Consider the following 22012-nt stretch of genomic DNA (forward strand, 5'->3'; position numbering starts at 1 on the left):
GTATAAGAGCCAGGCGCCGCCGCTGGCCCGGGTGGCCGGTCCGCTCGCGCTGATCGCGGGCATCGCGCTGGTCCTCACCCAGCTCATCCAGTTCGCCGCCCTGGACCGCGGCAACTGGACGGCCACCCTCACCGACCCGCTCTACGTCGGCAACGCCATCGCCCAGTTCATCGCGATGGCCCTGCTCGTCGTCGCCGCCGTGGCGATCTACCAACGGCAGGCGACGCGGGCGGGCTGGTTCGGCGTGGCCGCGCTGATCGCCGTCCTGCTGGGCACGGTCCATCTGGCAGGCGACTACTGGTTCGAGGGATTCGCCAGCCCATGGATCGCCCAGACGGCGCCGCAGATCTTCGGACATGGATCATCGGGCACACTACTCGCCGGCGGACAATCGGCTTACGTGCTCTTCGCGGTCGGATGGGTGCTCTTCGGCGCCAGCTGCCTGCGCGCCGGCACCCTGCCCAAAGCCGTCGCCATCGCCGTCGTCGCCTGCGGTGCCGTCGCGGTCCTGATGGGGCAGCCTCCCCTGGGCGTCCCCTTCGGGGTGGCCGTCACCTGGGCCGGTCTGTGGATGATGCGATCCTGAAGTCCAAACCGCCTCGATGCCCAGGGCAGCCGGCGCGGGCCGGGCCCAGGGTGGGTTGTTCCAGGACGGCGACACCCGGCGGGCCAGGTCGCAGGCGAGGGTCAGGCCGGTGGGGCCGGAGCCGATGACGCGGACGGAGCCCCACGCACGCCCAACAGAGGCAGCCACACCTCGTCCACGATCTCGACGATCGACTCGTCCGGCACCGCGCGCATCGTCATGAACATGTCGTGGCGCAACAGGTCCAACGGCAGGTTCACCAGGCGGGACGAACGCGGCACGTCGGGCAGCTCGCCGCGCTCGACCGCGCGGGCGACGATCATCTCGAAGGCGGTCGCCTGGCCCGGCGTGATGAGGGTGTCGCGTAGCTCGCTGAGGCTGGTACCGGTGTCGCGGAAGTAGTCCGCCAGCTGCACGCTCATCAACGTGATCATGCCTGCGCGGTCAGCGTCGGCGTTGCGCAGGAAGCCGATCGCGTCATCGCGGAGGCTGCCGGTGTCGGGCACCGCGATCAGCCGCCAGAACTTGGTGAGAGTGGCCAGCAGCAGGTCGTCGCGCTGAGGCCAGCGCCGGTAGATCACAGGACGACTCGTGCCGGCGCGGGCGGCGACCGCTTCGTAGGTGAAGCCGTGATATCCGTGCTCGACCAGCACGTCCCATGCGGCGTCGAGGATCGCATCCTCGAGTTTGGGGCCACGTCGACGGGATGCGCCGCTGTCGCGGGTCGTGCCGCCGTCGGCACGACGTTCCGCCGCCTGCGCCCTGATCGCCCCGCGCTCACCCGCGATCCGCTCGTGCTTACGATCCACTTGCGTATCTTATCGCGGTGACTTACGGTGTCCGCTATTAGATACAGTCGCGTACTCTAAGGCCCCTTCGAGAACAGGATGTGCTGATGGCCGACAACAGCTTGACCGAGGAGTCTCCGAGCGTGAGCACCACGGCGATGCGGCGGATCCTGCCGGTGGACATGGTGGAGCGGGGGCGTAACCCGTTCGATCCGCCGCCGGGGCTGCGGGGGGAGGGCGCGGTCCGGCCGCTGGATCTGCTCAATGGCGCGCGGGCGTGGCTGGTGACGGGGTTCGAGGAGGCCCGTACGGTGTTGTCGGACGCGCGTTTCAGCGCCGACAAGGTGCGCCATCGGGACGCGACGTCGCTGCAGCCGCACGAGGTGGCCGAGATGGAGGCGGCGGAGCCGCCGAAGGCGAAGGTGGCGGAGCGGGAGGACGGGATCTTCGTCTTCATGGACCCGCCGGAGCACACCCGGTTGCGGCGGTTGCTGACGGGTCAGTTCACGGTGCGGCGCATGCGGGAGCTGGAGTCGCGGGTGACGGAGATCGCGGTCGAGCACATCGAGGCGATGAAGGCGGCGGGCACGCAGGCCGATCTGGTGCCGGCGTTCGCGTTGCCGCTGCCGTCGCTGGTCATCTGCGAGTTGCTGGGCGTGGACTACGCCGACCGTGCGGAGTTCCAGGAGCGTACGGCGGTCGGGCTGAACGCGAACTCGACCCCGCAGGAGCAGGCCATGGCGCGCGCCGGGCTGTATGCGTTCATGCGGCGGCTGGTGGCCGGCAAGCGCTCGAACCCCGCCGATGACCTGCTGTCCGGGCTCATCCACGACGCCGACCCGCCCCTGACGGACGCGCAGCTGGTCGATGTCGCACTCGTCCTGCTCAACGCGGGCCATGAGACCACGGCGAACATGCTGGGTCTGGGTACGTTCGCGCTGCTGGAGCATCCCGGCCAGCTCGCGGCGCTGCGTGCCGATCCTGGCCTGATCGACAACACGGTGGAGGAGCTGCTGCGGTTCCTGTCGATCATCCAGCTCGGGGTCAGCCGGGTCACCACGGAGCCGGTGACGCTGGGCGGTGTGGACATCCCGGCCGGCGCGACCGTCGTGATCGCCACGCCCGAGGTCAACCGGGACCCGCGCCATTGGCCCGATCCCGACGCGCTCGACCTGCACCGCTCGCGTGCTCCGCACCTGGCCTTCGGGCATGGGGTTCACCAGTGCCTGGGCCAGCAGCTGGCCCGGATCGAGATGCGGATCGGGCTGGGCGAACTGATCTCCCGTCTGCCGGACCTGCGCCTGGCGGTGCCGGCCGAGCAGGTGCCGGTACGCAACGAGATGCTCATCTTCGGCGTGCGTTCGCTGCCGGTCACCTGGTCCTGAGACGGCCGGGGAAGGCGGCCACGAGCGACAGCAGGAGCCGACTGGCCCAAGCCCCGCCACGCCGCCGTCGCGGCGTACCTGTACGAGCGTGACGGTGACCCCGTGACCGCAGCACGGCTCTACACCGAAGCCGCCCGATCGGCGCCCAGCCTCCCCGAACGCAACCACCTCACGCGACAGGCCGCACGGCTCAACACGCAGCTGCGCAGTTGAGCGGCGGGCGGCACCCAAGCTCAGCCCAAAGCAGCAGACCGAACCCGCTGGGCGTCGTTCTCAAGGCTGCGGACGCGTACGGCGGCGACATGAACCGGCCGTTCTAAGGGGTACAGAAGGCGGCCAACGTAGGTTCCATTACGCTGGGGCATTCCAACCCGGAGCCCTTCGGCGGAGTTATTTCGATACATGGACCGTTACGAGGGGTTCCACGAGTTCGTGCGCGCCCGTCAGCAATCGCTGATGCGGACGGCGTACCTGCTCACTGGGAACGCCCATCTCGCCGAGGACCTGTTACAGACGGTCCTTACCCGTGTCGCCTCCCACTGGCCCAAGCTCGCCAGGGGCGGCAACCCCGAGGCGTACACCCGCAAAGCCCTGGTGAACCAGACCATCTCGTGGCGCAGGCGCAAGCAGGTCGAGTTGCCCGGGGCCGAGCTGCCGGAGCTCGCTGAGCCTGGGCAGTCGCACGACGAGGCGACCGTGCGCCGTCTCGCCCTGCGCCACGCGCTGGCACAGCTCACGCCGAAGCAGCGGGCGATGATCGTGCTGCGCTTCTACGAGGACCGCTCTGAGCACGAGACCGCGCAGCTCATGGGCGTCTCGATCGGCACCGTCAAGAGCCAGACCAACTACGCGCTGTCCAAACTACGCGCGTTCACCCCTAAGGAGGTGTACGGGTGAACACACTGCGTGATGACCTGCATGCGCTGGCCGAGCAGGCGCCCGCCGTCGATCTGGCGGCACAGGCGGTGCGGGGTGCGCGCAGAAGGCGCGCGACCCGGCTCACCGTAGTGGCCGCCGCCGTAACCTGCCTGATCGCGGGCGGTGGGGCCGTGCTGCTCCAGCAGGTACGCCCCGCGCCCCCGGTCGTGCTGGCGCCGCCGGAGACGAAGGTGCTCCCGCTGCCCGCGAAGGGCGTCGGGCCGGTGGAGCAGGCGTACCGGCCGGGGTGCCGGAGCGCCGCCGAGGCGTGCGCTGAGCGTGCCTGGCGGATCGCGACGCGCGACGGCGACACCTACGAGCTGGGTAAGGAGGCGAAGGGGCCGCTGGAGGTCACGGCGGACGGCCGCAGGATCGCGTACTACAGCTCCAAGCAGCGCGGGATCGTGGTGCGCGACCTGGCGAGCGGTAAGACATGGAAGGCGCCGCTGAAGCAGCCCGCGGAGGACTTCGCGGTCGAGTACGCCCTGCGGCTGTCGCCCAACGGGCTGCGCTTCGTCGTGTCGGGGTGGGGCGGTCGGCGGGAGCCGAACAAGCTGGTGGACGTGGAGCGTGGGACGGTGACCGACCTCAAGCGGGGGTGGTGGCCGGTGAGCGTTTCGGACGGGTCCGGGCCTGTCGTGCTGGCCAAGCCGTACGACATGACCAGCCAGGTGTGGGTGCTCGGCCACGACCCGATCACCATCCAGGACTTCACGTACTACTACAGTGCTCTCGCACCTGACGGGCGGACGCTCGCTCGGCTGGGGCAGACCGTCGATCGGGATCGGCAGCCGATGGTGCGACTGGACGGCTCAATCGTCATCTTTGACGCGATAGGGGGCGGCCGGGAGACCCGTATTCCGATCTCTGGGATTTCAGAAGGGCTTGCTCCTTCGCAGCTCGGGAACTGGCTGAATGCCACGGAGGTGACGGTGCTGGCCGTGCCGGACGTACCTCGTGGGCCGGTGTCGGTGGTTTATGCGGTGGATGTGCGGACCGGCAAGAGCCGGGAGCTATTCGCACTGCGTGAGGATGGGCGGAACGTGGTGCCAGGGCTGGTGCACTGAAATCTCAAGAGACCTCGGGCGCGAACATGCCGCTGCCCGGCGTGTCATAGTGCTGGGCGGCATCGATGTCCCAGATCTCCTCCTGGTGCATGGCGCCAACGATGGTCGTGGGTGCATGCGTTGTCCAACGATTTTGCGCGGAGATCGCGGCGGGATGATCAACGGTGCCCTGTGGATCCTGGGCTGACAAAAGTAGATCATGTGTGAGCCCGCATATTCTCCAACGGCCTGGAGTCCGCCGTGCCGCACATGTCTCGTCGCCAGGTTCTCTCCCTGCTCCCCGCCGCCGGTCTGCTCGCCGTAGCCTCCCCCTCGCGCGCCGCGGCGGGGATCGATCACGCGCGGCTGCTCGCCAACACCGTGGCGATCTTCGCGGGGACCCCGGACGTCAACGCCCGGCCCGAGGTCGCCGGCAAGCTCGCGGCGATTGTCAGGACCGCCAGGCAGCGGCTGGCCGCCATGGACCAGGCGGGCGACGGCGAGCTGTTCTCCGGCCTCAGGCTCGGCACCGACGACGCCAACCTGCGCCTGGCCTACCAGTACCTGTACGAGATCGCGCTAGCGACCCGCACGCCGGGTGGCGAGCTCGACGATGACACCGCCGTCCAGCGGCGGGTGGCCGACGGTCTGCTGTGGCTGCACGAGCGCTACTACGGCGACCAGCCGACGGGCTACTACGGCAACTGGCACAACTGGGAGATCGGCATCTCCACCCACGTGAGCAGGACGCTGGCCCTGCTGGCCGAACGGTTGCGGGAGGAGCGGCCCGACCTGACGGCGACCTACATCGCCTCGATGGACGCCTACCTGCGCAACGGCAAGAACGGCGACGTCGACCTCGACTCGCGGTTCCACACCGGGGCGAACCTGGCCGACATCACCGCCAACCGGATCCTGCAGGGCGCGCTCACCGGCGACGACGCCCGCGTCGGCAAGGCCATCTCCGACCAGGCCACCGTCTTCGCCACGATCGACCCCTACGACCTCCGGCACGGGGTCACCGACGGCTACTATCACGACGGCTCCTTCATCCAGCACCACTCGGTCGCCTACACCGGCTCCTACGGCCGGGCCCTGCTGACCCGCGTCGTGCAGACGCTCAAGATGCTCGAGGGCGCGACGAGCGGCGGCGCCTCCGACCTGGCGGACGTGGTCTACCGCTGGATCGCCGACGGCTTCGCCCCGCTGATCTTCGAGGGGTGGATGATGGAGATCGTCAAGGGACGGGCGGTCTCGCGCACCACCACCGGCTACGCCGACGTCGGGGTGATCGTGGAGGCCATCGCCGACCTGGCCGACCACGTGGCCGGCGCCGGCGCCCTCGCCCTGAAGAAGTACGTCAGGTTCCTGCCGGCCGCCGACACGGCCGCCTTCGTCTCCCCGGTCAGCATCGCCCGCTACGCGGCCATCCGCGCCGACTCCGCCATCCCGGCCGCCGACCTGAACCCGCCCGAGCGCTGCGTGGCGTTCAACGCCATGGACAGGACCGTCCACCGGCGCCCCGGCTACGCCTTCGCCCTGGCGCGAAGTTCGGACCGCATCAGCAAGTACGAGTACATGAACGGCGAGAACCTCATGCCCTGGTTCCAGGGCGACGGCGCCTACTACCTCTACCTCGCGGGCGAGGACCAGCGCGAGGTCTTCGGCGTCGACTACTACACGGCCGTCTCGCCGTACCGGCTGGCCGGGGTCACCGCGCCGGTGGAGGAGCGCCGGACGGTGCCCGAGCTGTACGGCCGGTTCTGGTACGAGAACCCGGGTCATCCGCTGAACTTCACCTCCTCCTCGGAGTCCCAGAACACCTACGTGTACTTCCCGCGCGCCGGGAACGCCTTCTCCGGCGGCGCGACGCTCGGCGCGTACGGCGCGGCCGGCATGGTCCAGTCCGACGACGCCGCCTACACCGCCAAACAGGCGGGCATCCTGCCCGACGACTTCGTCGCCCACCGGAACGCCCGCGCGATCAAGTCCTGGTTCATGCTGGGCGACGAGATCGTGGTGCTGGCCGCGGGCGTCTCCGGTCAGGGCGGCCGCGATGCGGTGACCACCGTGGACAGCCGCATCGCCGCTCCCGGCGACGCGATCGCGCTCACGGGCGAGGGCTGGAACGGCGGGGCCTGGCAGGCGGGGGACACCACGCCGCCGCGCTGGCTGCGCTACGCGAACGGCACCCGCCGTACCGCGGTCGGTTATGCCTTCTTCACCAGGCAGCCCGTCTCGGCCGGGTTGGAGACGGTGACCCGCAGCCGCAGAGTCGTGCGCACGGCCAATCCCGACACCAGCGTGACCAAGAACGTCTTCACCGCCTCGGTCACCCACCCCGCCACCGGCGACGTCCCCGCCCTCGCCTACGCCCTGGTCCCGAACGCGACCGAGACCCGCCTGCGCGGCTACGCGGACGGCTCGCTGACCGTCCTGGCCAACAACCGGCACGTGCAAGCGATCAAGCACAAGACTCTCGGGATCGTCGCCGCCAACGTCTTCGCCGATGGCCCGCGCCTCGCCGGGCACCTGCTCGTCGACGGCCCCGCCTCGGTCATCGTCCGGTCCGGCGAGCGCACGGTCGTCGCTCTGTCCGACCCCACGATGAAACGCGACCGCGTCTCCGTCGTCCTGCACGGCGCGCCCCTCCGCCTCGACTCCGCCGACGAGGGGGTGACGGTACGGCGCGTACCGGGCGGCACCCTGGTCCAGGCGGCGACTCGCCACGCCCACGGCCGAACCTTCACCGCCACCCTGCGCTGAACGGCCCTCGGCGAGCTACCCGCTCGGAGAGCGTCTGAGATTGTTCGGCGGCGTCTGAACGCCGTCAAGGAGGCACCTGCCGGGTGTGGAATTTTCATGGTCCGGTGGGTCCCGGGGGAGCGGCCGGGGAGATCGTTCTCGCTGTGTTTCGGGCAGGTTTGACCCCTCCCGGTGCAAGCGGTGGCCAGCTCTAAACTGGCGGCCTTGTGTCCCCCAACTGGCAGGTGCCCGTGCTCGATTCCCCGCTCCACCCCGACCCGCCGTACGCCGCCCTGATCTTCGACTGTGACGGCACGCTCCTCGACACGGCCGCCGCGAACGAGAGCGCTTGGCGGACCGCGCTGGCGGAGTGGGACATCGAGCTCGACGCGGGGTGGTACCGCGCCCGCACCGGTCTACCCGCCGACGCCCTCATGACCGAGCTGACGGTGAAGGCCGGACGGGAGTTCGACCACGCCGCCGTGCGTGCCGCCGCGCTCGACGCCTACAGCCGGCTCGTCGGCGCGGTGGAGCCGCACGAGCCCGTGGTCGCTGTGGCCCGGGCGCACCACGGGCGGGTGCCGCTGGCGGTGGCGTCGGGCGGCTCGCGGCGCGGGGTGGAGGAGGGTCTGCGGGCCACCGGCCTGCGCCCGCTGTTCGACGCGGTCGTCACCCGCGAAGATGTGCGGTACGGCAAGCCCTCTCCGGATGTCTATGTGCTGGCCGCCGAGCGGCTGGAGGTCGACCCGGCGCGCTGCGTGGCCTATGAGGACACCGACGAGGGGGCCGCCGCGGCGCTCGCCGCGGGCATGCGGGTCATCGACGTACGGCCGGCCCTCGGCCGAGCTGCGACCTTGTGACGAGATCGCATCAGCCCGGGTCGGCCTGCCCTGAACCGACCCCGGCACCCTCACCAAGGTGCCTGCCCCACGCGAGGGGCCGCGAACAGGATCGCCATTGACAGGAGTGTCGCTCTCCGGAAAAGATACGGTCGTCCGTACAACTTTGAGCCAGAGGCCACCGGATGAGCGAAATCGACTGGGCGCGACGGCTGTCCCTGGAATCCGGCGCCGCCGTGCCGCTCTACTACCAGCTGCGCGAGCGCCTGCGGGCAGTGATCGGCGAGTGTGAGCCCAACACTCCCATCCCGGCGGAGAAGGACCTGATGGTGTTCGCCGGGGTGAGCAGGGCGACCGCGCGACGGGCGATCGGCGACCTGGTCCAGGAGGGCCTGCTGGTGGCCCGGCAGGGCAGCGGCACCTACACGGCGCCGCTGGGAGTCGCCTCCGAGCTGGGCTCCCGGCCGACCGGCTTCACCGAGACGATGGTCAGGCTGGGGCGCAGGCCGGCCACGCAGGTGCTCGAGGCGCGCACGCAGGCGTGCAGCGCCGACGTCGCCCTCGCGCTCGGCCTGGAGCCCGGCGCCGAGATCGTCTTTCTGGAACGCATCCGGCTGCTCGACGGCGAGCCCTGCATGATCGAGAGCGCTCATCTCCCCTCCGAGCGGGTGCCCGGCATCCTCCAGGAGGATCTGACCGGGTCTCTCTACGGCCTGCTGCGGCTCAAGTACGGGGTGAGCCCGGCCTCGGGCAGGGAGACGATCGGCGCGGTCAACGCCGACTACCGCCTGGCTGGGCTGCTGCACGTGCCCATGGCCGCGGCCCTCCTGGCCACCGCACGATCCACGGTCACCGAGGGCGGGCTGCCGCTGGAGTACACGATCCGCCACGCCAGAGGCGATCTCGCCGTCTTCTCCGTCGAGCTCAACGACGCCAAGAATGCCCTGATGAGCCAGGAGGCGCGATGAACCGCCTGTCCAGACGCCGGTTACTCGCCGCCGCCGCGCTCGCTCCCGTGCTCGCCGCGTGTGGCGGCAAGCCGGAGCCCGAGGAGCCCGAGGTGCCCGCCGACGGTGTCCCGCGCGGCAAGCTGTCGGTCTGGCTGCACCAGACCCGTGCCTACGACGCGGTCTTCACGCCGCTGCTCCACCAGTACATGCAAGAGTTCGGCGGCGTCGACATCACCCCGCTCTACGTCCCCGTCAACCAGCTCGACACCAAGCTGCTCACGGCGTTCGCCGGCGGCGCCGCCCCCGACCTGTTCAGGATCGGCGGCTGGACCATTCCCGGCCACGCCCGCAAGGGCCGGCTGGCGCCCAGCGAGAAGGCCGTAGCGGGCGCCTACGACCAGACGGCGCTCAACTCCCTCTCCTACGAGGGCAAGGCGTACGGCGTGCCGACCGACTACACCCTCTGCTACCTCTATTACCGCCGCGACCGCTTCGCCGAGGCCGGCCTCGACCCCGACAAGCCGCCGACCACCTGGGAAGAGGTCGCCGAATACAGCAAGAAGCTGACCTCGGCCGACGGCAGGAAGGTCGGCCTGCAGTGGATCCTCGGCAACCCGCAGTGGACCGTCATGCAGCTCCTCGCCCTGGTCAAGGGGAAGGGCGGCACCATACTCAGCCCCGACGGAGGCAAGGCCACGCTGGCCACCGACGCGGGCGTGCAGGCGCTGCGCTTCTACGGCGGCCTGGGCAACGCCAAGCTCTCCAACCCGCTGTCCGGCTTCGGGCTGTTCGCCACCGGTGAGGCGGCGATGCTCGTCTCCGGCCTGTTCGCGATGGACCTGTTCCCGACGCTCAACAAGAAGCTGGAGTTCGGCAAGGTCTTCGACATCGCGCCGCTGCCGCGGTTCGACGCCGGGCAGCCGGTGGTGCCCGCCTACACCTGGGGTTGGGCGGTGTCGGCCAAAACGAAGATCCCCTACACGGCCTGGCACTTCATCGACTACCTGCAGCGGCCCGACGTGGCCGCCAGGCAGCTGCGCGAAGCGGGCTCGCTCACGCCGGTCGGAGGCTGGGAGAAGCTCACCGGCGCCGACCAGAAGGCCATCGACATCATGGTGGCCTCCGCTCCGCACGCCGACTTCGGCCCGCGGACGCCGGTGTGGAACGAGATGGCCAAGGCGCTCACCGACGCGGGCGACGCCGTGGCCCACGGGAAGAAGACCCCCGAGCAGGCCGCGCTCGACTTCGACCAGGCGATGCGGCTCGCGCTGTGACAGCCCTCCAGATACGGCTCGCGCGGCCGGCCACGCTGTCGGGCAGGGGACAGCGGCGGGCCGAGGCGCGGGTCGGCGGGATGCTGGCGCTGCCCGCGATGATCTTCTTCGGCGTGTTCTGGCTGCTGCCGTTCCTGTCGGCGTGTTACCTGAGCTTCACCCGCTACGACCTGGCGGGGACGCCGGAATGGGTCGGCCTGGAGAACTACCGGCGCATGCTGGAGGACCCCGGCTTCTGGAACTCGGCCCAGGTCACCGCGGTCTACACAGTGGGCTCGGTGCTCCCGGCGATCGTGCTGGCCCTGGCGATCGCCGTACCGCTGGCCAGGCCGGGGCGGTTCAACGGCGTGCTGCGCGGCCTGATCATGATTCCGGCGGTGATGCCGCTGGTGGCCACCTCGGTGGTATGGCGGATCATCTACGCGGACGGCGGCCCGGCCAACGCGGTGCTCGGCGTGGCGGGGCTGGGGCCGGTGTCCTGGCTGACCGACGACAAGATGGCGGTGTGGGCGCTGGTCGTCATGGTCACCTGGAAGCACCTCGGGCTCTTCGTGATCATCTTCACGGCCGGACTGCAAGGGCTGCCGCCCAGCGTGTTCGAGGCGGCGGCGCTGGACGGCGCCGGACCCGTACGCGCCTTCTTCTCGATCACCCTCCCGCTGCTGCGCAGAACCCTGCTGTTCGTCCTGGTCATCGCCGTGGTGGGGTCGATGCAGGCGTTCGTCCCGGCGTTCCTGCTGACCGGGGGCGGGCCGGCGGGCGCCACCGAGGTGCTGCCGTACTACATGTGGTCGACCGCCTTCGGCTTCGAGCGCATGGGCTACGCGTCGGCCATGGCGATGGTGCTGCTCGCCATGCTGGTCGTGCTGTCGCTGGTGCAGTTCCGATTCCTGCGCGGCGGCGGCGATGAGTAGGGTCGTGCTCCCGCTGGTCGTGGCGGTCATGCTGCTGCCGATCGGCGTCATGGTCCTCGTGGCCTCGGCGCCCGAGGGCGGCGGCACCGAGTTCAGCCTGTTCGCCAACATCGCCGAGATGTTCGCCGGCGGCGACTTCCCCGTCTACTTCCGCAACAGCCTCATCCTCTCCTTCGGCATCGGCATCCTCGACGTGGTCTTCGCCGGCGCGACGGGCTACGCGCTGGCCCGGTTGCGCTTCCCCGGAAGCAGGGCGCTGTTCGTGCTGGTCGTCGGCACGCTGGCCCTCTCGCCGACCGTCGTGATGGTGCCCGTCTACGTGATCGTCTACCAGCTGGGCTGGATCGACACCTTCCAGGGCATGATCGTGCCGAGCATGATGAGCGCGTTCGGCGTGTTCCTCGTCAGGCAGTTCGCGCTCAGCCTGCCCGAGGAGCTGCTGCTCGCGGCGCGCGTGGATGGGGCCGGCGAGTTCCGGATCTTCGCCACGATCGCGCTTCCGCTGCTCCGCCCAGCGCTGCTCACGCTGTTCCTGCTGCAGTTCCTCGCCCAGTGGGACAACCTGCTCTGGCCGCTGCTCGTCGCCAACGACCAGTCGCTGTGGCCGCTGCCGGTAGGGATCTCCCAGCTGCAGACCGAGATCGGCTACGACATCCGGCTGATGACCACTGCCGCGCTGGTCACCGCGGTGCCGCCGATCGCGCTCATGTTCCTCCTCCAGCGCTACTACGTCGCCGGACTGACCCTCGGAGGTGTCAAGAGGTGAACGCCTTCGGCGAGTGGACCCTCGTTCACGGCCTGCCCGCGTTCTCGTACACGATGGATCAGGAGAGCGACCCGCGGGCGCTGTGGGACCCGATCCTCGATCCGCCGACCCGGCGGCACTTCGTCCACCTCGGAAACCGGCGGATCACGCTGGTCGCCGACAACTACGGCCTTTGCGACCTGTTCGACGAGCACACCGGGCTGCGCTGGCTGACCCGCGGCGCCGGCGTCACCAGGATCGGCGACCTGTCCACCGCGGGCTCCACGACGGAGCGCCTGTTCGGGCCGACGTTCGTGCGGGTGCGGGTGGCCGACGAGCGGCTGTCGCTGGAGCGCACCGTGCTCTGCCCGGAAGGGGAGCAGCCCTGGGTCCTGATCCGGCTGCGGGTCCGCAACCGGACAGAGGATCCGGTCCGGCTGTCGCTGATCGAGGAGTGGGAATCCCGCCCGGCCGAGGTCAAGCTGATCAGCGGCGCGGCGCCGGCTTCGGACCCCGGCCTCGAACTGGAGCAGCTCGGCGGCGAGCGAACCCGGTCGGGACGCATCACGGTCGCTCTCGACATGGAGCCGGGTGCCGAGAAGATCGTTGAGCTGCGCTACGGCTTGCTGGACGAGGGCTCGCCGGACGCCGCCGGCCTCGTCGAGGGCAGCCTCGCCGGGCTCGCCGCGCGCCTGCCCAGGGCGCGCGCTGTACAGGCTCCGGAGGCCGAGCGGGAGGTCGCCTGGCACGCGGCGCTGCTGTCGGGCGGCGCCTGCGCCGACGGGGTGCTCGGCGGGCACACGCTGGACCAGGGATCGTGCTACTCCTTCAGGCACGGGTTCAACGGGGCCGCGCGCGATCCGCTCCAGCATGCGCTGCCCCTCGTGTACACCGAGCCCGACCTGGCTCTCTCCGTGTTGCGCAACACCTGCGCGTGGGGCAGCCCTGACGGAGACCTGCCGTACGCGCTGCGACCGGACAAGTCGCCGTGGACCGAGCTGTTCCGGCCGTCCGACCAGAACCTGTGGGCGCTGTGGCTCGCCGCCGAGTATCTGGCCGCGACCGGGGACGTGCGGGCGTTCGGCGCGGCCGTGCCGTACCACCCGGCGCATGACGCGCCGGCGGTGCCGCTCGGGGAGAACCTACGGCGGCAGTTCCGCTTCTTCGCCGATGTCGTCGGCCGTGGCGAACACGGGCACGTGCGGATACTCAACGCCGACTGGAACGATCTGGCGATTTCCAGGAGCGGCGTGCCGGCGGCGGACATGATCGAACGCGGGGAGTCGGTGCTCAACTCGGCGATGGCCGCCTGGGTGCTGCCCCGGTACGCGGCGGTGGCCGAGCGGCTCGGCGATCACACGACGGCGGCCGAGGCGCGCAAGCTGGGCGAGTCGCTGCGCGACCTGGTGGCCGGCGAGTGGAACGGGCGCTGGTTCCGCCGCGCCCACGGTCCGGGGGCGGTGGTCGGGGAGGACGACCTGTGGCTGGAGGTCCAGCCGTGGGCGATCCTCTGCGGGGCCGCCTCGCCCGATCAGGCCCGCGCCCTGCTGGAAAGGATCGAGGCCACGGCCGCCGCCGGCTCGCCCCTGGGCGCCCGGGTACGGTGGCCCGTCCTGCCGGGCAGCGGAGCCGGGGACAGCGCGATCTGGTACGCGATCAACATGACGCTCATCTGGGCCGCCGCCGAGCACGCGCCCGAGCTGGGGTGGGCCTGGTGGCGGCGGATGTCGCTGGCCTCCCACGCGGCGGCCTACCCCGAGGTCTGGGAGGGCACGCTGTCCGGTCCCGACGCCTACCTGCCGCCCGAGTCGGTCCGTCCCGGCCGCACCTGGGACCTGGCGGACGTCGGCGTCGCCATGCAGGCCTACCCCGTGGCCAACCTGCACGCGCATGCCCAGCCGTTGCTGGCCTACCTGCGCCTGCTGGGTGTCGGGCCCGATGCCGACGGCCGCCTCCGCGTCGGTGGCGGCGCCTCGTTCCGGAGCCGCGTGCTGACCGTCGCGCCGGACGGGAGCGGGCGACTCTCGGCCCTTGGCCCGGTCGAGGTGGTCACTCCGTCCGGCGCCGTCTCCGGTGCGGCTTCCCTCACATGGTGACGCGGCTCGGCGACGACGTCGGGGGCACCACCGTGAAGTGGGCTGACCGGCAACGCCGCCGCCGCCTTCGCGCTCCGTCAGGGGAGGTTCTTCTGGGCGGAGTTCTGCCAGGAGGAGTTGGTACCGATCTCCGGCAAGGAGCCGGCGAAGGCGCCACGGGCGTAGGAGTCGCCCTGCAGCGTGTACATGAACCAGGCGGTCAGGTAACCGAGGAAGCCGCCGCCCGCGCCCTGAATCGTGTTGTGCCCGGCGCCCTTGAGGATGGCCTTGGCCCCGGCGCCGGGGACGGCGTTGTAGTAGGCCAGGATGGCGGAGTGCGGGGAGATCAGGCCGTCGTCGCTGCCGCTGAGGAACAGGACGGGACAGGTCAGCTGGTTCACGGAGAACTTGTCACCCGAGCTCACCCAGATCGGGGCGGGCAGCGCGATCGGCACCACCGACTTGATCAGGCCGCCCGACTTGGTGGCCGTGTTGACGGAGCCGCCCGCGCCTTGGGAATGCCCGACGGCACCGACCTTGGTCACGTCGAGCCGTCCGTAGAAGACGCTTGAGGCGTCGGCGTTCCGGTCCACCAGGTACGTCGCGGCTGCGATCATCTCCGAGCCGGTGCCCGTCGTCGTGTCCGTCGACGCGATCACCGCGAACCCCCAGGACGCGAGCTGATTGAGCACGCCCGGATACTGCGTGGGGACGGCGTTCGTGCCGTTGCCCCAGGTGATGATCGGATGCTTGAAACCTCCGGCGCCGAGGTCGGCCGGGTAGTAGAGCTTGTACGCGGTGCCGACATCGGCCGTGGCGACCGCCCACGGGCCGGCGACCTCGTAGTGGGACTCGATCGTGTCGGCGGCTCGGGCAGGGGAGACCATGACCCCTAACAGCAGCACCACGGCGACCAGAAGCTTCATAAGGCCTCCATATTTGTACGGATGACCGTATCTTTTGCTTCACTAGACGCGCTGTCAATGGTTAGATCCAGGAATGGAAGATGTGCCGACGGCGGCGGAGATGCTCGCCTGGATCGAGACGATCACCGCGCGCGGGATCCGGCGGCCCGGCTATCCGGCGGACGCGTGGACCGAGCGATGGCTCGCCGACCGCTTCGCCGAGTTCGGGCTGGGGGTCGAACTCGAGCCGGTCGACATGCCCCGCTGGCAGCCCGGCACGGCACTGCTCCGGCTGGACTCCGGCGAGGAGTTCACCGGCTTCCCGCTGCCGTTCACCGCCCCCGCCGCCGGATTACGGGCCAGGATCGCCGCGCTGGCCGAAGCCGAGCCGGGCGACATCGCGGTGGACGAGCTGACCTTCACCGAGCTGCCGCAGTCGTACGTCAAGACGATCGCCACCTCCTTCTACGACCCCGAGGGCGTCTTCGACTCGCTCGTCCAGACCATCCCGTTCGGGCCGCGGATGATGGCGGTCGTCGAGCCCGCCCTGGAGGCGGGCGCCGCCGGATACATCGGGGCGCTGACCGGCTTGCCATGGGACACGCGCGACTACTACGTGCCCTACGACGCGGTCCAGAGGCCGATCCCCGGCCTATGGCTGTCGGGGTCGGACTCGCGGCGGCTCATCGGGCGGCTGCCCTGCACCGGCGAGCTGGTCGCCGAGTCGGTCACCGACCGCGTGACCGCGCACAACGTCGTCGCGACGTTGCCGGGCAACTCGCCGCACTGGGTGATCGTGGCCTCGCACCACGACGGGCCGTGGGCCTCGGCCGTCGAGGACGCCTCCGGCGTCGCGCTCGTGCTCGCCGCCGCCCGGCACTGGTCGCGGGTGCCGCAGGAAGAGCGCCCGCACAACCTGCTCTTCCTGGTCACCTCCGGGCACATGGCACACGCGGCGGGCACCAGGGCCTTCATCGAACGGCACCGCGACATGCTCGCCGACGTCGTGCTCCAGGTGCATCTTGAACACGTGGCGCTGCGCTGCGAAGGCGTCGACGGCGAACTCGTGCCGACCGAGGACCCCGAGGTCCGCTGGTGGTTCACCAGCCGGCTGCCCGAGCTGGAGGAACTGGTCGCCCGGACGCTGGAGGCGGAGGGACTGCGCAGGTCGTTCGTGCTGCCGCCCGACGCGTTCTCCCCGATGCCGCCCACCGACGGCGCGTTCTTCCACCCCGAGGGTGTGCCCCTGGTGCACTTCCTGTCGGCGCCGATGTACCTGTTCGACTCGGCCGACACGATCGACAAGATCGACGTGGCGAGCCTCGAACCGCTGGCCCGCGCCGCCGTCCGCATCGTGGCCGGCACGGCTCAGTGGAACCGGACGAACCGTGAGAACCTGCCCATGAAGCAGGCGTAACAGAGCATCGAACCTCGACCGCGGCGTGGCGGGATGCGGGAACGTTGTGTTGGTCGGACGTGGTGCCTCCGGCGCAGGATCCGAACCTGCGGCACTTGCCTTAGTCCCTGATATCTCTGCGGCGCCTGGCGCTGTGCGATGGTGGTCGAGTGACGTTGGAGGACCTCGTCCGGCTGCGCCGGGCCCGTGACCTGATGGACCGCGACTACGCGAAGCCGCTCGACGTTCCGGCGCTGGCGCGCGTCGCCCTCATGTCGCCGGGCCATTTCTCCCGCAGCTTTCGCGCTGCCTTCGGGGAGACGCCGTACAGCTACCTGATGACGCGCCGGATCGAGCGGGCCAAGGCGCTGCTGCGGCGGGGTGACCTGACGGTGACGGAGGTCTGCTTCTCGGTCGGCTGCACATCGCTGGGGTCGTTCAGCTCGCGGTTCACCGAGCTGGTCGGCGAGAGCCCGAGCTCATACCGGGCCCGCCGCCATGACGAGGGCGCCGCCATCCCGGCCTGCATCGCCAAGATTTACACGCGACCGGTCAGGAACGGAGAAGCGAAACCCGGCCCCCGCCCGTAGCGTGAAACGCATGGACATCAAGCTTTCACAGTGCTTCATCGCCGTCGACGACCACGACAAGGCGCTCGCCTTCTACCGGGACGTTCTCGGCCTGGAGGTGCGCAACGACGTCGGCTTCGAGGGGATGCGCTGGGTGACCGTCGGCGCGCCGTCCCAGCCCGATGTGGACATCGTCCTCGAGCCGCCCCTCGCGGACCCGAACGCCTCGCCCGCCGACAAGCAGGCCATGGCGGAACTGCTGGCGAAGGGCCTGCTGCGCGCTGTCATCTTCACGACCGACGACTGCGACGCCACCTTCGAGCGCATCCGCGCAGCGGGTGGCGAGGTGCTGCAGGAGCCGATCGACCAGCCGTACGGCGTCCGCGACTGCGCCTTCCGCGATCCCTCCGGCAACATGCTGCGCTTCAACCAGCCTCGCCGGAAGTGAGCTCTGGGCCCGCGAACCGGGCGCTACCCTGCCGGCGAACTGACGCACCCGGTCATCCCTGCGCGGCCGAATGCCGCCGGTAGTGGCAATTGCGGGCCCGGGCTCGGTGCCGGTGTCGCCACTGCGACCAGCGGAGCCGGTGGAACGCCTCGTGGGCCGGGCGCGCGATCAGTGTGGTGAACAGGTGCGGGGCGGCCGAGGCCGTGGAGCTTGACGCGGACCTGCTCGGCGTGGTGGTGGCCGAGCTGATTGAAGATGTCGAACGCGTCCTGCCACGCGCGGCGGGCGGCATCACGATTACCGGCGTCATGACTAGGGCAGCCTGGGGCGGCGCCACCTCTCATCAGCCCGCACCTAGTCTGTTTCCCACTCCCTGAACCGGATGCGATCCAGCCGTGCGAGCACGGCCGGGAACAGACTGGCCAGCACCAGGAACAGAGCTGTCAGCACGAAAACGGACTCCAGCCGATCGGAGCGGCGGCGCAACGAATTGGATCCACGACGCCTACGCGGGGCGCTGGACCTGGGCCCCCGCGCCACAACCCGCCCTTGACATGAAAACGGCGGCGCTCCGAGGAGGCCGTTCTCGGTAAGTCCTCGCGCTGGCCACCGCGGGCCTTAGGTCCCGGCTAGGCGGGCCTTGTGGCACTGTGCCCAGCCCGCGGACGGACTGGAGAGTGGGGCGGGGTGCGTGTGGCGCACCTCTCGCGATCGCCGAACCGGGAGCTGAGACCATGTCCACAGCGAAAACTCGAATGGCCGGCGAACCCCCGCCGGCCCCAGCCGGCGGCGACCGCTCGGAGGGCGGCATGCGGCGGCGGGACGTTCTGCGAGTCACGGGAGTCGGCGCGCTGACCGTGGCGGCGGCCGGCACGGCGATCCTGTCGTACCGGGCATACGACAATAGGGTCCTCGGCGCCGATGGCGGCGGCGCATTCGACGCCTGGCGGCTGTGGCGCGACGACCCCGGACCGCACGGCATGGTCGCGGCGGCGGTGCTCGCGGCCAGCCCGCACAACACCCAGCCGTGGGTGTTCCGACTCAACGGCGACGACGGCATCGAGGTGTACGCCGATCCGTCCCGCCGGATGGGCAGCGTCGACCCGTACTCGCGCGAAATGCACCTCGGGCTCGGCTGCGCCCTGGAGAACCTCGTGCTGGCCGCCCGCGCCCGCGGCCGTGATCCCCAGGTGACCTTGCGGCCGGATGCCTCCCAGCCCCTGCTGGTGGCCCGGGCCGGCCTTCCGACGGGCGCCCGTCAGGAGTCGGCGATGTACGATGCGATCGCCGGCCGCCACACCAACCGCGGTCCCTACAGCGGCGAACCGGTTCCCGACGCCGTGCTGACCGGCCTGGCGGCAATGTCCGCAGATCCCCAGGTCTCGCTGGCCTGGGTCACCACGACGAAGGACAAGGACGCGCTCGGGCAGTTGATGATCGAGGCCGCCCAGGCGGTCGTCTCCGACGCCGAGCAGTCCCGCGACGGCTTCGCCTGGTTCCGGGCGAGCGCCGACGACATCGAGGCCCGCAAGGACGGGCTCACTCTGGACGGGCAGGGCCTGTCTCCCTTCATCACCGCGATCGCCAAGTTGCTTCCCGCCTCGTCCCGCGAATCCGGAGACGCCTTCTGGGTGGAGCAGACACGTACCGTGCACACCGCCACCGCGGCGGCGTACGGCTTCGTTCTCGTCTCCGACCCGCGTGACCCGGTTCAGCAGCTGGCAGGGGGCCGGCTGCTGCAACGCGTCCACCTCGCCGCGACTGCCGGCGGCCTCGCGCTGCACCACATGAACCAGATCACCGAGCGGAACGACCGGGACCTGAGTCTGGGACGCGAGCCGCTCTACGCGTCGCGTCTGGCGGCACTGGCCCACTCGCCCGGGCTGGAGGTGCTGGCGACCTTCCGCCTGGGATACCCGGTCCGCGAGGGCCGGCTTTCACCCCGCCGGCCTGTGCGGGAGGTACTGCGGTGACCCGCGACCGCATCGCCGCCCTCGCCGGTTCCGCCGCCGGGGTGCTGGGAATCGTGGCGGGGCTGGCGGCCACCCTGCTCGGCGGCGAACTCGGCGATTGGGCGGGCGGCAAGCAGGATCCGGTGCCGCTGGGGCTGGTCACCGTGGCGCTGTCGGCCGTTGCCGTCGCCGCGAGCATGGACCTGCTCCGCACGCGTACCACCCTGGGACCCGGCCCGGGGCGGCGAGCGGCGATCGCGGCCGGGCAGTTGCTGCCCGGCCTGGTCTGCTTCACCACTGTGGGACGCCTGTGGTGGGTCCCGGGGAGCGTGCTCGTCCTGGCCTCGGCCGCCACGGTCTCGGCCGCACCGGCAGCCGTCATCCGGGCGGTGCGCGGGCGCTGGCTCGCCATCCTCACCGGCGCACTGGGGGTGTGCTTCGTCGTCGTCGCGGCCACGGCCGATGCGCTTCTGGCGCTCGCCGCCATGAGCGCCGTCCTGGTCGCGGTCTCCCCGTGGGTGCCGCCCGTGCCGCGCCGGCGGCCGGCGGCCATGCTGTTGCTGGGCGCCGTGCCATTCGCCGTCTTCACCTGGTGGACGCTCGTCACGCCGCTGCTCGCCGTACTCGCCCTGATCTCAGGTCTCGCGGCGCTGCGCCGTCACGATCAGGGTGCCACGTTGTAGGTGAGGTGGGTCAGCCGGCCGGTGATGTAGGGCAGTGGTCCTTGCGGCAGGTGCCAGACGGCGCTGAATCGGCCCGGCACCGCCCGCCCGTTGATGACTCGCCAGTCCTCCACGGGAGTGTGCCATTCGGCCTGGACCAGCCCGCCGGGCAGGTCGGCGTACCGGTCGGTGCTGGGCTCATCGCCGGATCGGAAACCGATGTTCCGCGCCGCGGAGAACCTCCTCGACACGGCCGTGCCCGGCCATACCAGCTGAATGACCTGTGGATCGGGCGAGTAGGGACTTTCGACCCTCGCATCTCAGCCGACCTAGGAATACACCTGGGGGTATGTCAGGAACCGTGCTGGTGGTAGAGGACGAGAAGTCCATTCGCGACCTGCTGCGCCGTTACCTGGAGCGGGCCACACCGGCCCCGGCATCCCCGCCGAGGATCTGCGCCATTTCTTCGACCGGTTCTGGCGCGGCCAATCCCGTGCCGATGTCGCTGGCTCCGGCATTGGTCTCGCCGTGGTCCGCGAGCTCGTCACCGCCCACCACGGCACCATCTCCGCCCGATCGGGCCCGGACGGCGGTGCCATTTTCACCATCCGTTTGCCGGAGACACAGCTAAGGAGATCATCATGAACGTCCATGACACGACCGCGCCTGCCCCGCACCAGAAGCTGCAGGCCGCATGTGGCCGCGAGATCGTCGTCGGCCGCCTACCTTTCAACGGCCCGGAGCACCTTCCCGGCCGGGTGACGCTCGACGTCGGCCCGCGCTCCTACGACCGCGACGACGCGTGGATCAGCCTCACACCGGCTGAGAGCCGCCGCCTTGCCGAAAAGCTGCTGGCTCAGGCCGCGGCCGTCGAACGCGGCGAAGGGGCGACGTCTGAGCGGATCGAGGTGACCCACGCTGGGGGAGAGGCGTACGCGATCAGCGTCCGGCAGCATACGCTGCTCGTCGACCAGCCACCTGACGTGGACGGCGACGACAGCGCCGCCACGCCGACCGAGCTGTTTGTGGCCTCGCTGGCCTCCTGCGTGGCCTTCTACGCGGGACGTTACCTGAGCCGCCACGGTCTGCCGCGCGACGACCTGCGGGTGACGGCCGAATTCAGCATGGCCACCGACCGGCCGGTCCGCGTCGGGGACGTCCGCCTGCGCGTGTCCGCCCTCGGCGTGCCGGAGCAGCGCAGGGCGGGATTGCTGGCCGTGGCCTCGCACTGCACCCTGCACAACACGCTCCACCAGCCGCCCCAGGTGAGCATTGAGCTGTCCTGATCAGAGGAGGCTCTTGAGCATGCCGTGCCAGTACAGGGCGGGCAGGCCGTAGCGTTTGAGCAGCCACATGTCGCGGCGTTTCTTCATGCATCGCCTGGACGGTCGCCTCGGGGTCGATCACGAAGACGGCGCGGACGGCCGCCGTGTGGGATGTGTTCGGGTGCAGCATGCCGTATGCCCGCGACACCCGCGTGTCGAGGTCCGCGACGATCGGGAACGGGATTGTCACGCCGAGCTTGTCCTGGATGGACCGGATCCAGGCCAGATGGCTGTGGACGGAGTCGATGGAGTTGCCCAGCAGGGCGACGTTCCGGTCGGCGAACTCCCCGGCCAACTCGGCGAAGGCGACGAACTCGGTCGTGCACACCGGGGTGAAGTCGGCGGGGTGGCTGAAGAGGACCAGCCAGCGGCCGGCGTAGTCGGCGAGCCGTACCGGGCCGTGGGTGCTCTCGGCGGAGAAGTCCGGGACCTTGTCGCCGATGAGCGGAAGCCCTGCTCTTTCGATGGTCATGTCGTCTCCTTCCGGGCC

22 protein-coding genes and 1 pseudogene are annotated in these 22012 nt (G+C 70.4%); 18 read left to right on the plus strand and 5 right to left on the minus strand.

Translation table 11 applies throughout. The features are described from left to right. Positions 1-586: hypothetical protein (locus tag EJK15_RS70905; protein ID WP_206061148.1), on the plus strand; the 586-nt coding region annotated here is incomplete at its 5' end. A gap of 101 nt (positions 587-687) precedes the next feature. Here the strand turns inward: EJK15_RS70905 and EJK15_RS28360 are convergent. Continuing rightward, positions 688-1395, minus strand: a complete 708-nt coding sequence (locus tag EJK15_RS28360; RefSeq protein ID WP_138713531.1) for a TetR/AcrR family transcriptional regulator — start codon at positions 1393-1395, stop codon at positions 688-690. Between the two features lie 86 nt (positions 1396-1481). Between EJK15_RS28360 and EJK15_RS28365 the strand changes: the two genes are divergently transcribed. The 3 genes from EJK15_RS28365 (at position 1482) to EJK15_RS28380 (ending at position 4744) form a co-directional block, all read left to right on the plus strand. Then, on the plus strand, positions 1482-2759 hold the full coding sequence (locus EJK15_RS28365) for a cytochrome P450 (protein ID WP_171074579.1): 1278 nt from the start codon (positions 1482-1484) through the stop codon (positions 2757-2759). Between the two features lie 402 nt (positions 2760-3161). Beyond that, complete coding sequence (locus EJK15_RS28375; protein WP_138713532.1) at positions 3162-3656, plus strand: SigE family RNA polymerase sigma factor; 495 nt, start codon at positions 3162-3164, stop codon at positions 3654-3656. Further along, complete coding sequence (locus tag EJK15_RS28380) at positions 3653-4744, plus strand: hypothetical protein (RefSeq protein WP_138713533.1); 1092 nt, start codon at positions 3653-3655, stop codon at positions 4742-4744. Before EJK15_RS28375 ends, EJK15_RS28380 begins: the two co-directional genes overlap by 4 nt. A gap of 4 nt (positions 4745-4748) precedes the next feature. On the opposite strand, the gene EJK15_RS28385 is transcribed toward EJK15_RS28380, so the two are convergent. After that, on the minus strand, positions 4749-4934 hold the full coding sequence (locus EJK15_RS28385) for a hypothetical protein (RefSeq protein WP_138713534.1): 186 nt from the start codon (positions 4932-4934) through the stop codon (positions 4749-4751). A gap of 59 nt (positions 4935-4993) precedes the next feature. Here EJK15_RS28385 and EJK15_RS28390 point away from each other — a divergent pair, with 59 nt between their 5' ends. The 7 genes from EJK15_RS28390 (at position 4994) to EJK15_RS28420 (ending at position 14286) form a co-directional block, all read left to right on the plus strand. Next, positions 4994-7489 carry a polysaccharide lyase family 8 super-sandwich domain-containing protein gene (locus EJK15_RS28390; protein WP_138713535.1) on the plus strand — a complete coding sequence of 832 codons (2496 nt, stop codon included), beginning with the start codon at positions 4994-4996 and terminating at the stop codon, positions 7487-7489. Between the two features lie 206 nt (positions 7490-7695). After that, positions 7696-8328 carry an HAD family hydrolase gene (locus EJK15_RS28395; RefSeq protein ID WP_138713536.1) on the plus strand — a complete coding sequence of 211 codons (633 nt, stop codon included), beginning with the start codon at positions 7696-7698 and terminating at the stop codon, positions 8326-8328. Between the two features lie 164 nt (positions 8329-8492). Next, positions 8493-9275, plus strand: a complete 783-nt coding sequence (locus EJK15_RS28400) for a GntR family transcriptional regulator (protein ID WP_138713537.1) — start codon at positions 8493-8495, stop codon at positions 9273-9275. Continuing rightward, a complete protein-coding gene (locus EJK15_RS28405; protein WP_138713538.1) occupies positions 9272-10531 on the plus strand; it encodes an ABC transporter substrate-binding protein in 1260 nt (419 codons plus the stop codon). The genes EJK15_RS28400 and EJK15_RS28405 overlap by 4 nt, the downstream gene beginning before the upstream one ends. Then, the gene (locus EJK15_RS28410; protein ID WP_138713539.1) at positions 10528-11445 is read left to right on the plus strand and encodes a carbohydrate ABC transporter permease; all 918 of its coding nucleotides are present in this window, start codon (positions 10528-10530) and stop codon (positions 11443-11445) included. The genes EJK15_RS28405 and EJK15_RS28410 overlap by 4 nt, the downstream gene beginning before the upstream one ends. After that, positions 11438-12211, plus strand: a complete 774-nt coding sequence (locus EJK15_RS28415; RefSeq protein ID WP_138713540.1) for a carbohydrate ABC transporter permease — start codon at positions 11438-11440, stop codon at positions 12209-12211. The genes EJK15_RS28410 and EJK15_RS28415 overlap by 8 nt, the downstream gene beginning before the upstream one ends. Then, positions 12208-14286 (plus strand): GH36-type glycosyl hydrolase domain-containing protein, encoded by a 2079-nt coding sequence (locus EJK15_RS28420; RefSeq protein ID WP_138713541.1) that lies wholly within the window; start codon positions 12208-12210, stop codon positions 14284-14286. Before EJK15_RS28415 ends, EJK15_RS28420 begins: the two co-directional genes overlap by 4 nt. Positions 14287-14363: 77 nt before the next feature. On the opposite strand, the gene EJK15_RS28425 is transcribed toward EJK15_RS28420, so the two are convergent. Continuing rightward, positions 14364-15191, minus strand: coding sequence for a poly(ethylene terephthalate) hydrolase family protein (locus EJK15_RS28425; protein WP_138713542.1), 828 nt, complete (start codon positions 15189-15191; stop codon positions 14364-14366). A 73-nt stretch (positions 15192-15264) separates the two neighbouring features. Here EJK15_RS28425 and EJK15_RS28430 point away from each other — a divergent pair, with 73 nt between their 5' ends. The 5 genes from EJK15_RS28430 (at position 15265) to EJK15_RS28455 (ending at position 20218) form a co-directional block, all read left to right on the plus strand. Further along, complete coding sequence (locus EJK15_RS28430; protein WP_138713543.1) at positions 15265-16587, plus strand: M28 family peptidase; 1323 nt, start codon at positions 15265-15267, stop codon at positions 16585-16587. 194 nt (positions 16588-16781) lie between these two features. Then, positions 16782-17156, plus strand: a complete 375-nt coding sequence (locus tag EJK15_RS28435) for a helix-turn-helix transcriptional regulator (protein ID WP_240777271.1) — start codon at positions 16782-16784, stop codon at positions 17154-17156. A 10-nt stretch (positions 17157-17166) separates the two neighbouring features. Beyond that, positions 17167-17583: a VOC family protein gene (locus EJK15_RS28440; protein WP_138713545.1), complete on the plus strand. Its 417-nt coding sequence runs from the start codon at positions 17167-17169 to the stop codon at positions 17581-17583. A gap of 734 nt (positions 17584-18317) precedes the next feature. Further along, the gene (locus EJK15_RS72990; RefSeq protein ID WP_206061149.1) at positions 18318-19556 is read left to right on the plus strand and encodes an Acg family FMN-binding oxidoreductase; all 1239 of its coding nucleotides are present in this window, start codon (positions 18318-18320) and stop codon (positions 19554-19556) included. After that, positions 19553-20218 carry a hypothetical protein gene (locus EJK15_RS28455; protein WP_138713546.1) on the plus strand — a complete coding sequence of 222 codons (666 nt, stop codon included), beginning with the start codon at positions 19553-19555 and terminating at the stop codon, positions 20216-20218. The genes EJK15_RS72990 and EJK15_RS28455 overlap by 4 nt, the downstream gene beginning before the upstream one ends. Here EJK15_RS28455 and EJK15_RS28460 read toward each other — a convergent pair. Beyond that, positions 20200-20448: a DUF6544 family protein gene (locus EJK15_RS28460; protein ID WP_138713547.1), complete on the minus strand. Its 249-nt coding sequence runs from the start codon at positions 20446-20448 to the stop codon at positions 20200-20202. The two genes, EJK15_RS28455 and EJK15_RS28460, sit on opposite strands and share 19 nt — an antisense overlap. 202 nt (positions 20449-20650) lie before the next feature. Between EJK15_RS28460 and EJK15_RS77715 the strand changes: the two genes are divergently transcribed. Then, positions 20651-20842 (plus strand): sensor histidine kinase, encoded by a 192-nt coding sequence (locus EJK15_RS77715; protein WP_420847096.1) that lies wholly within the window; start codon positions 20651-20653, stop codon positions 20840-20842. Further along, the gene (locus EJK15_RS28475; RefSeq protein WP_138713548.1) at positions 20839-21483 is read left to right on the plus strand and encodes an OsmC family protein; all 645 of its coding nucleotides are present in this window, start codon (positions 20839-20841) and stop codon (positions 21481-21483) included. The genes EJK15_RS77715 and EJK15_RS28475 overlap by 4 nt, the downstream gene beginning before the upstream one ends. A 133-nt stretch (positions 21484-21616) precedes the next feature. On the opposite strand, the pseudogene EJK15_RS28480 reads toward EJK15_RS28475, so the two are convergent. Next, positions 21617-21994 (minus strand): annotated as a pseudogene (locus EJK15_RS28480) (redoxin domain-containing protein); the annotation flags it as partial. Positions 21995-22012 lie beyond the last annotated feature (18 nt).

The sequence above is a fragment of the Nonomuraea basaltis genome (assembly GCF_005893125.1).
GTDB classification, from domain to species: Bacteria; Actinomycetota; Actinomycetes; order Streptosporangiales; family Streptosporangiaceae; genus Nonomuraea; species Nonomuraea basaltis.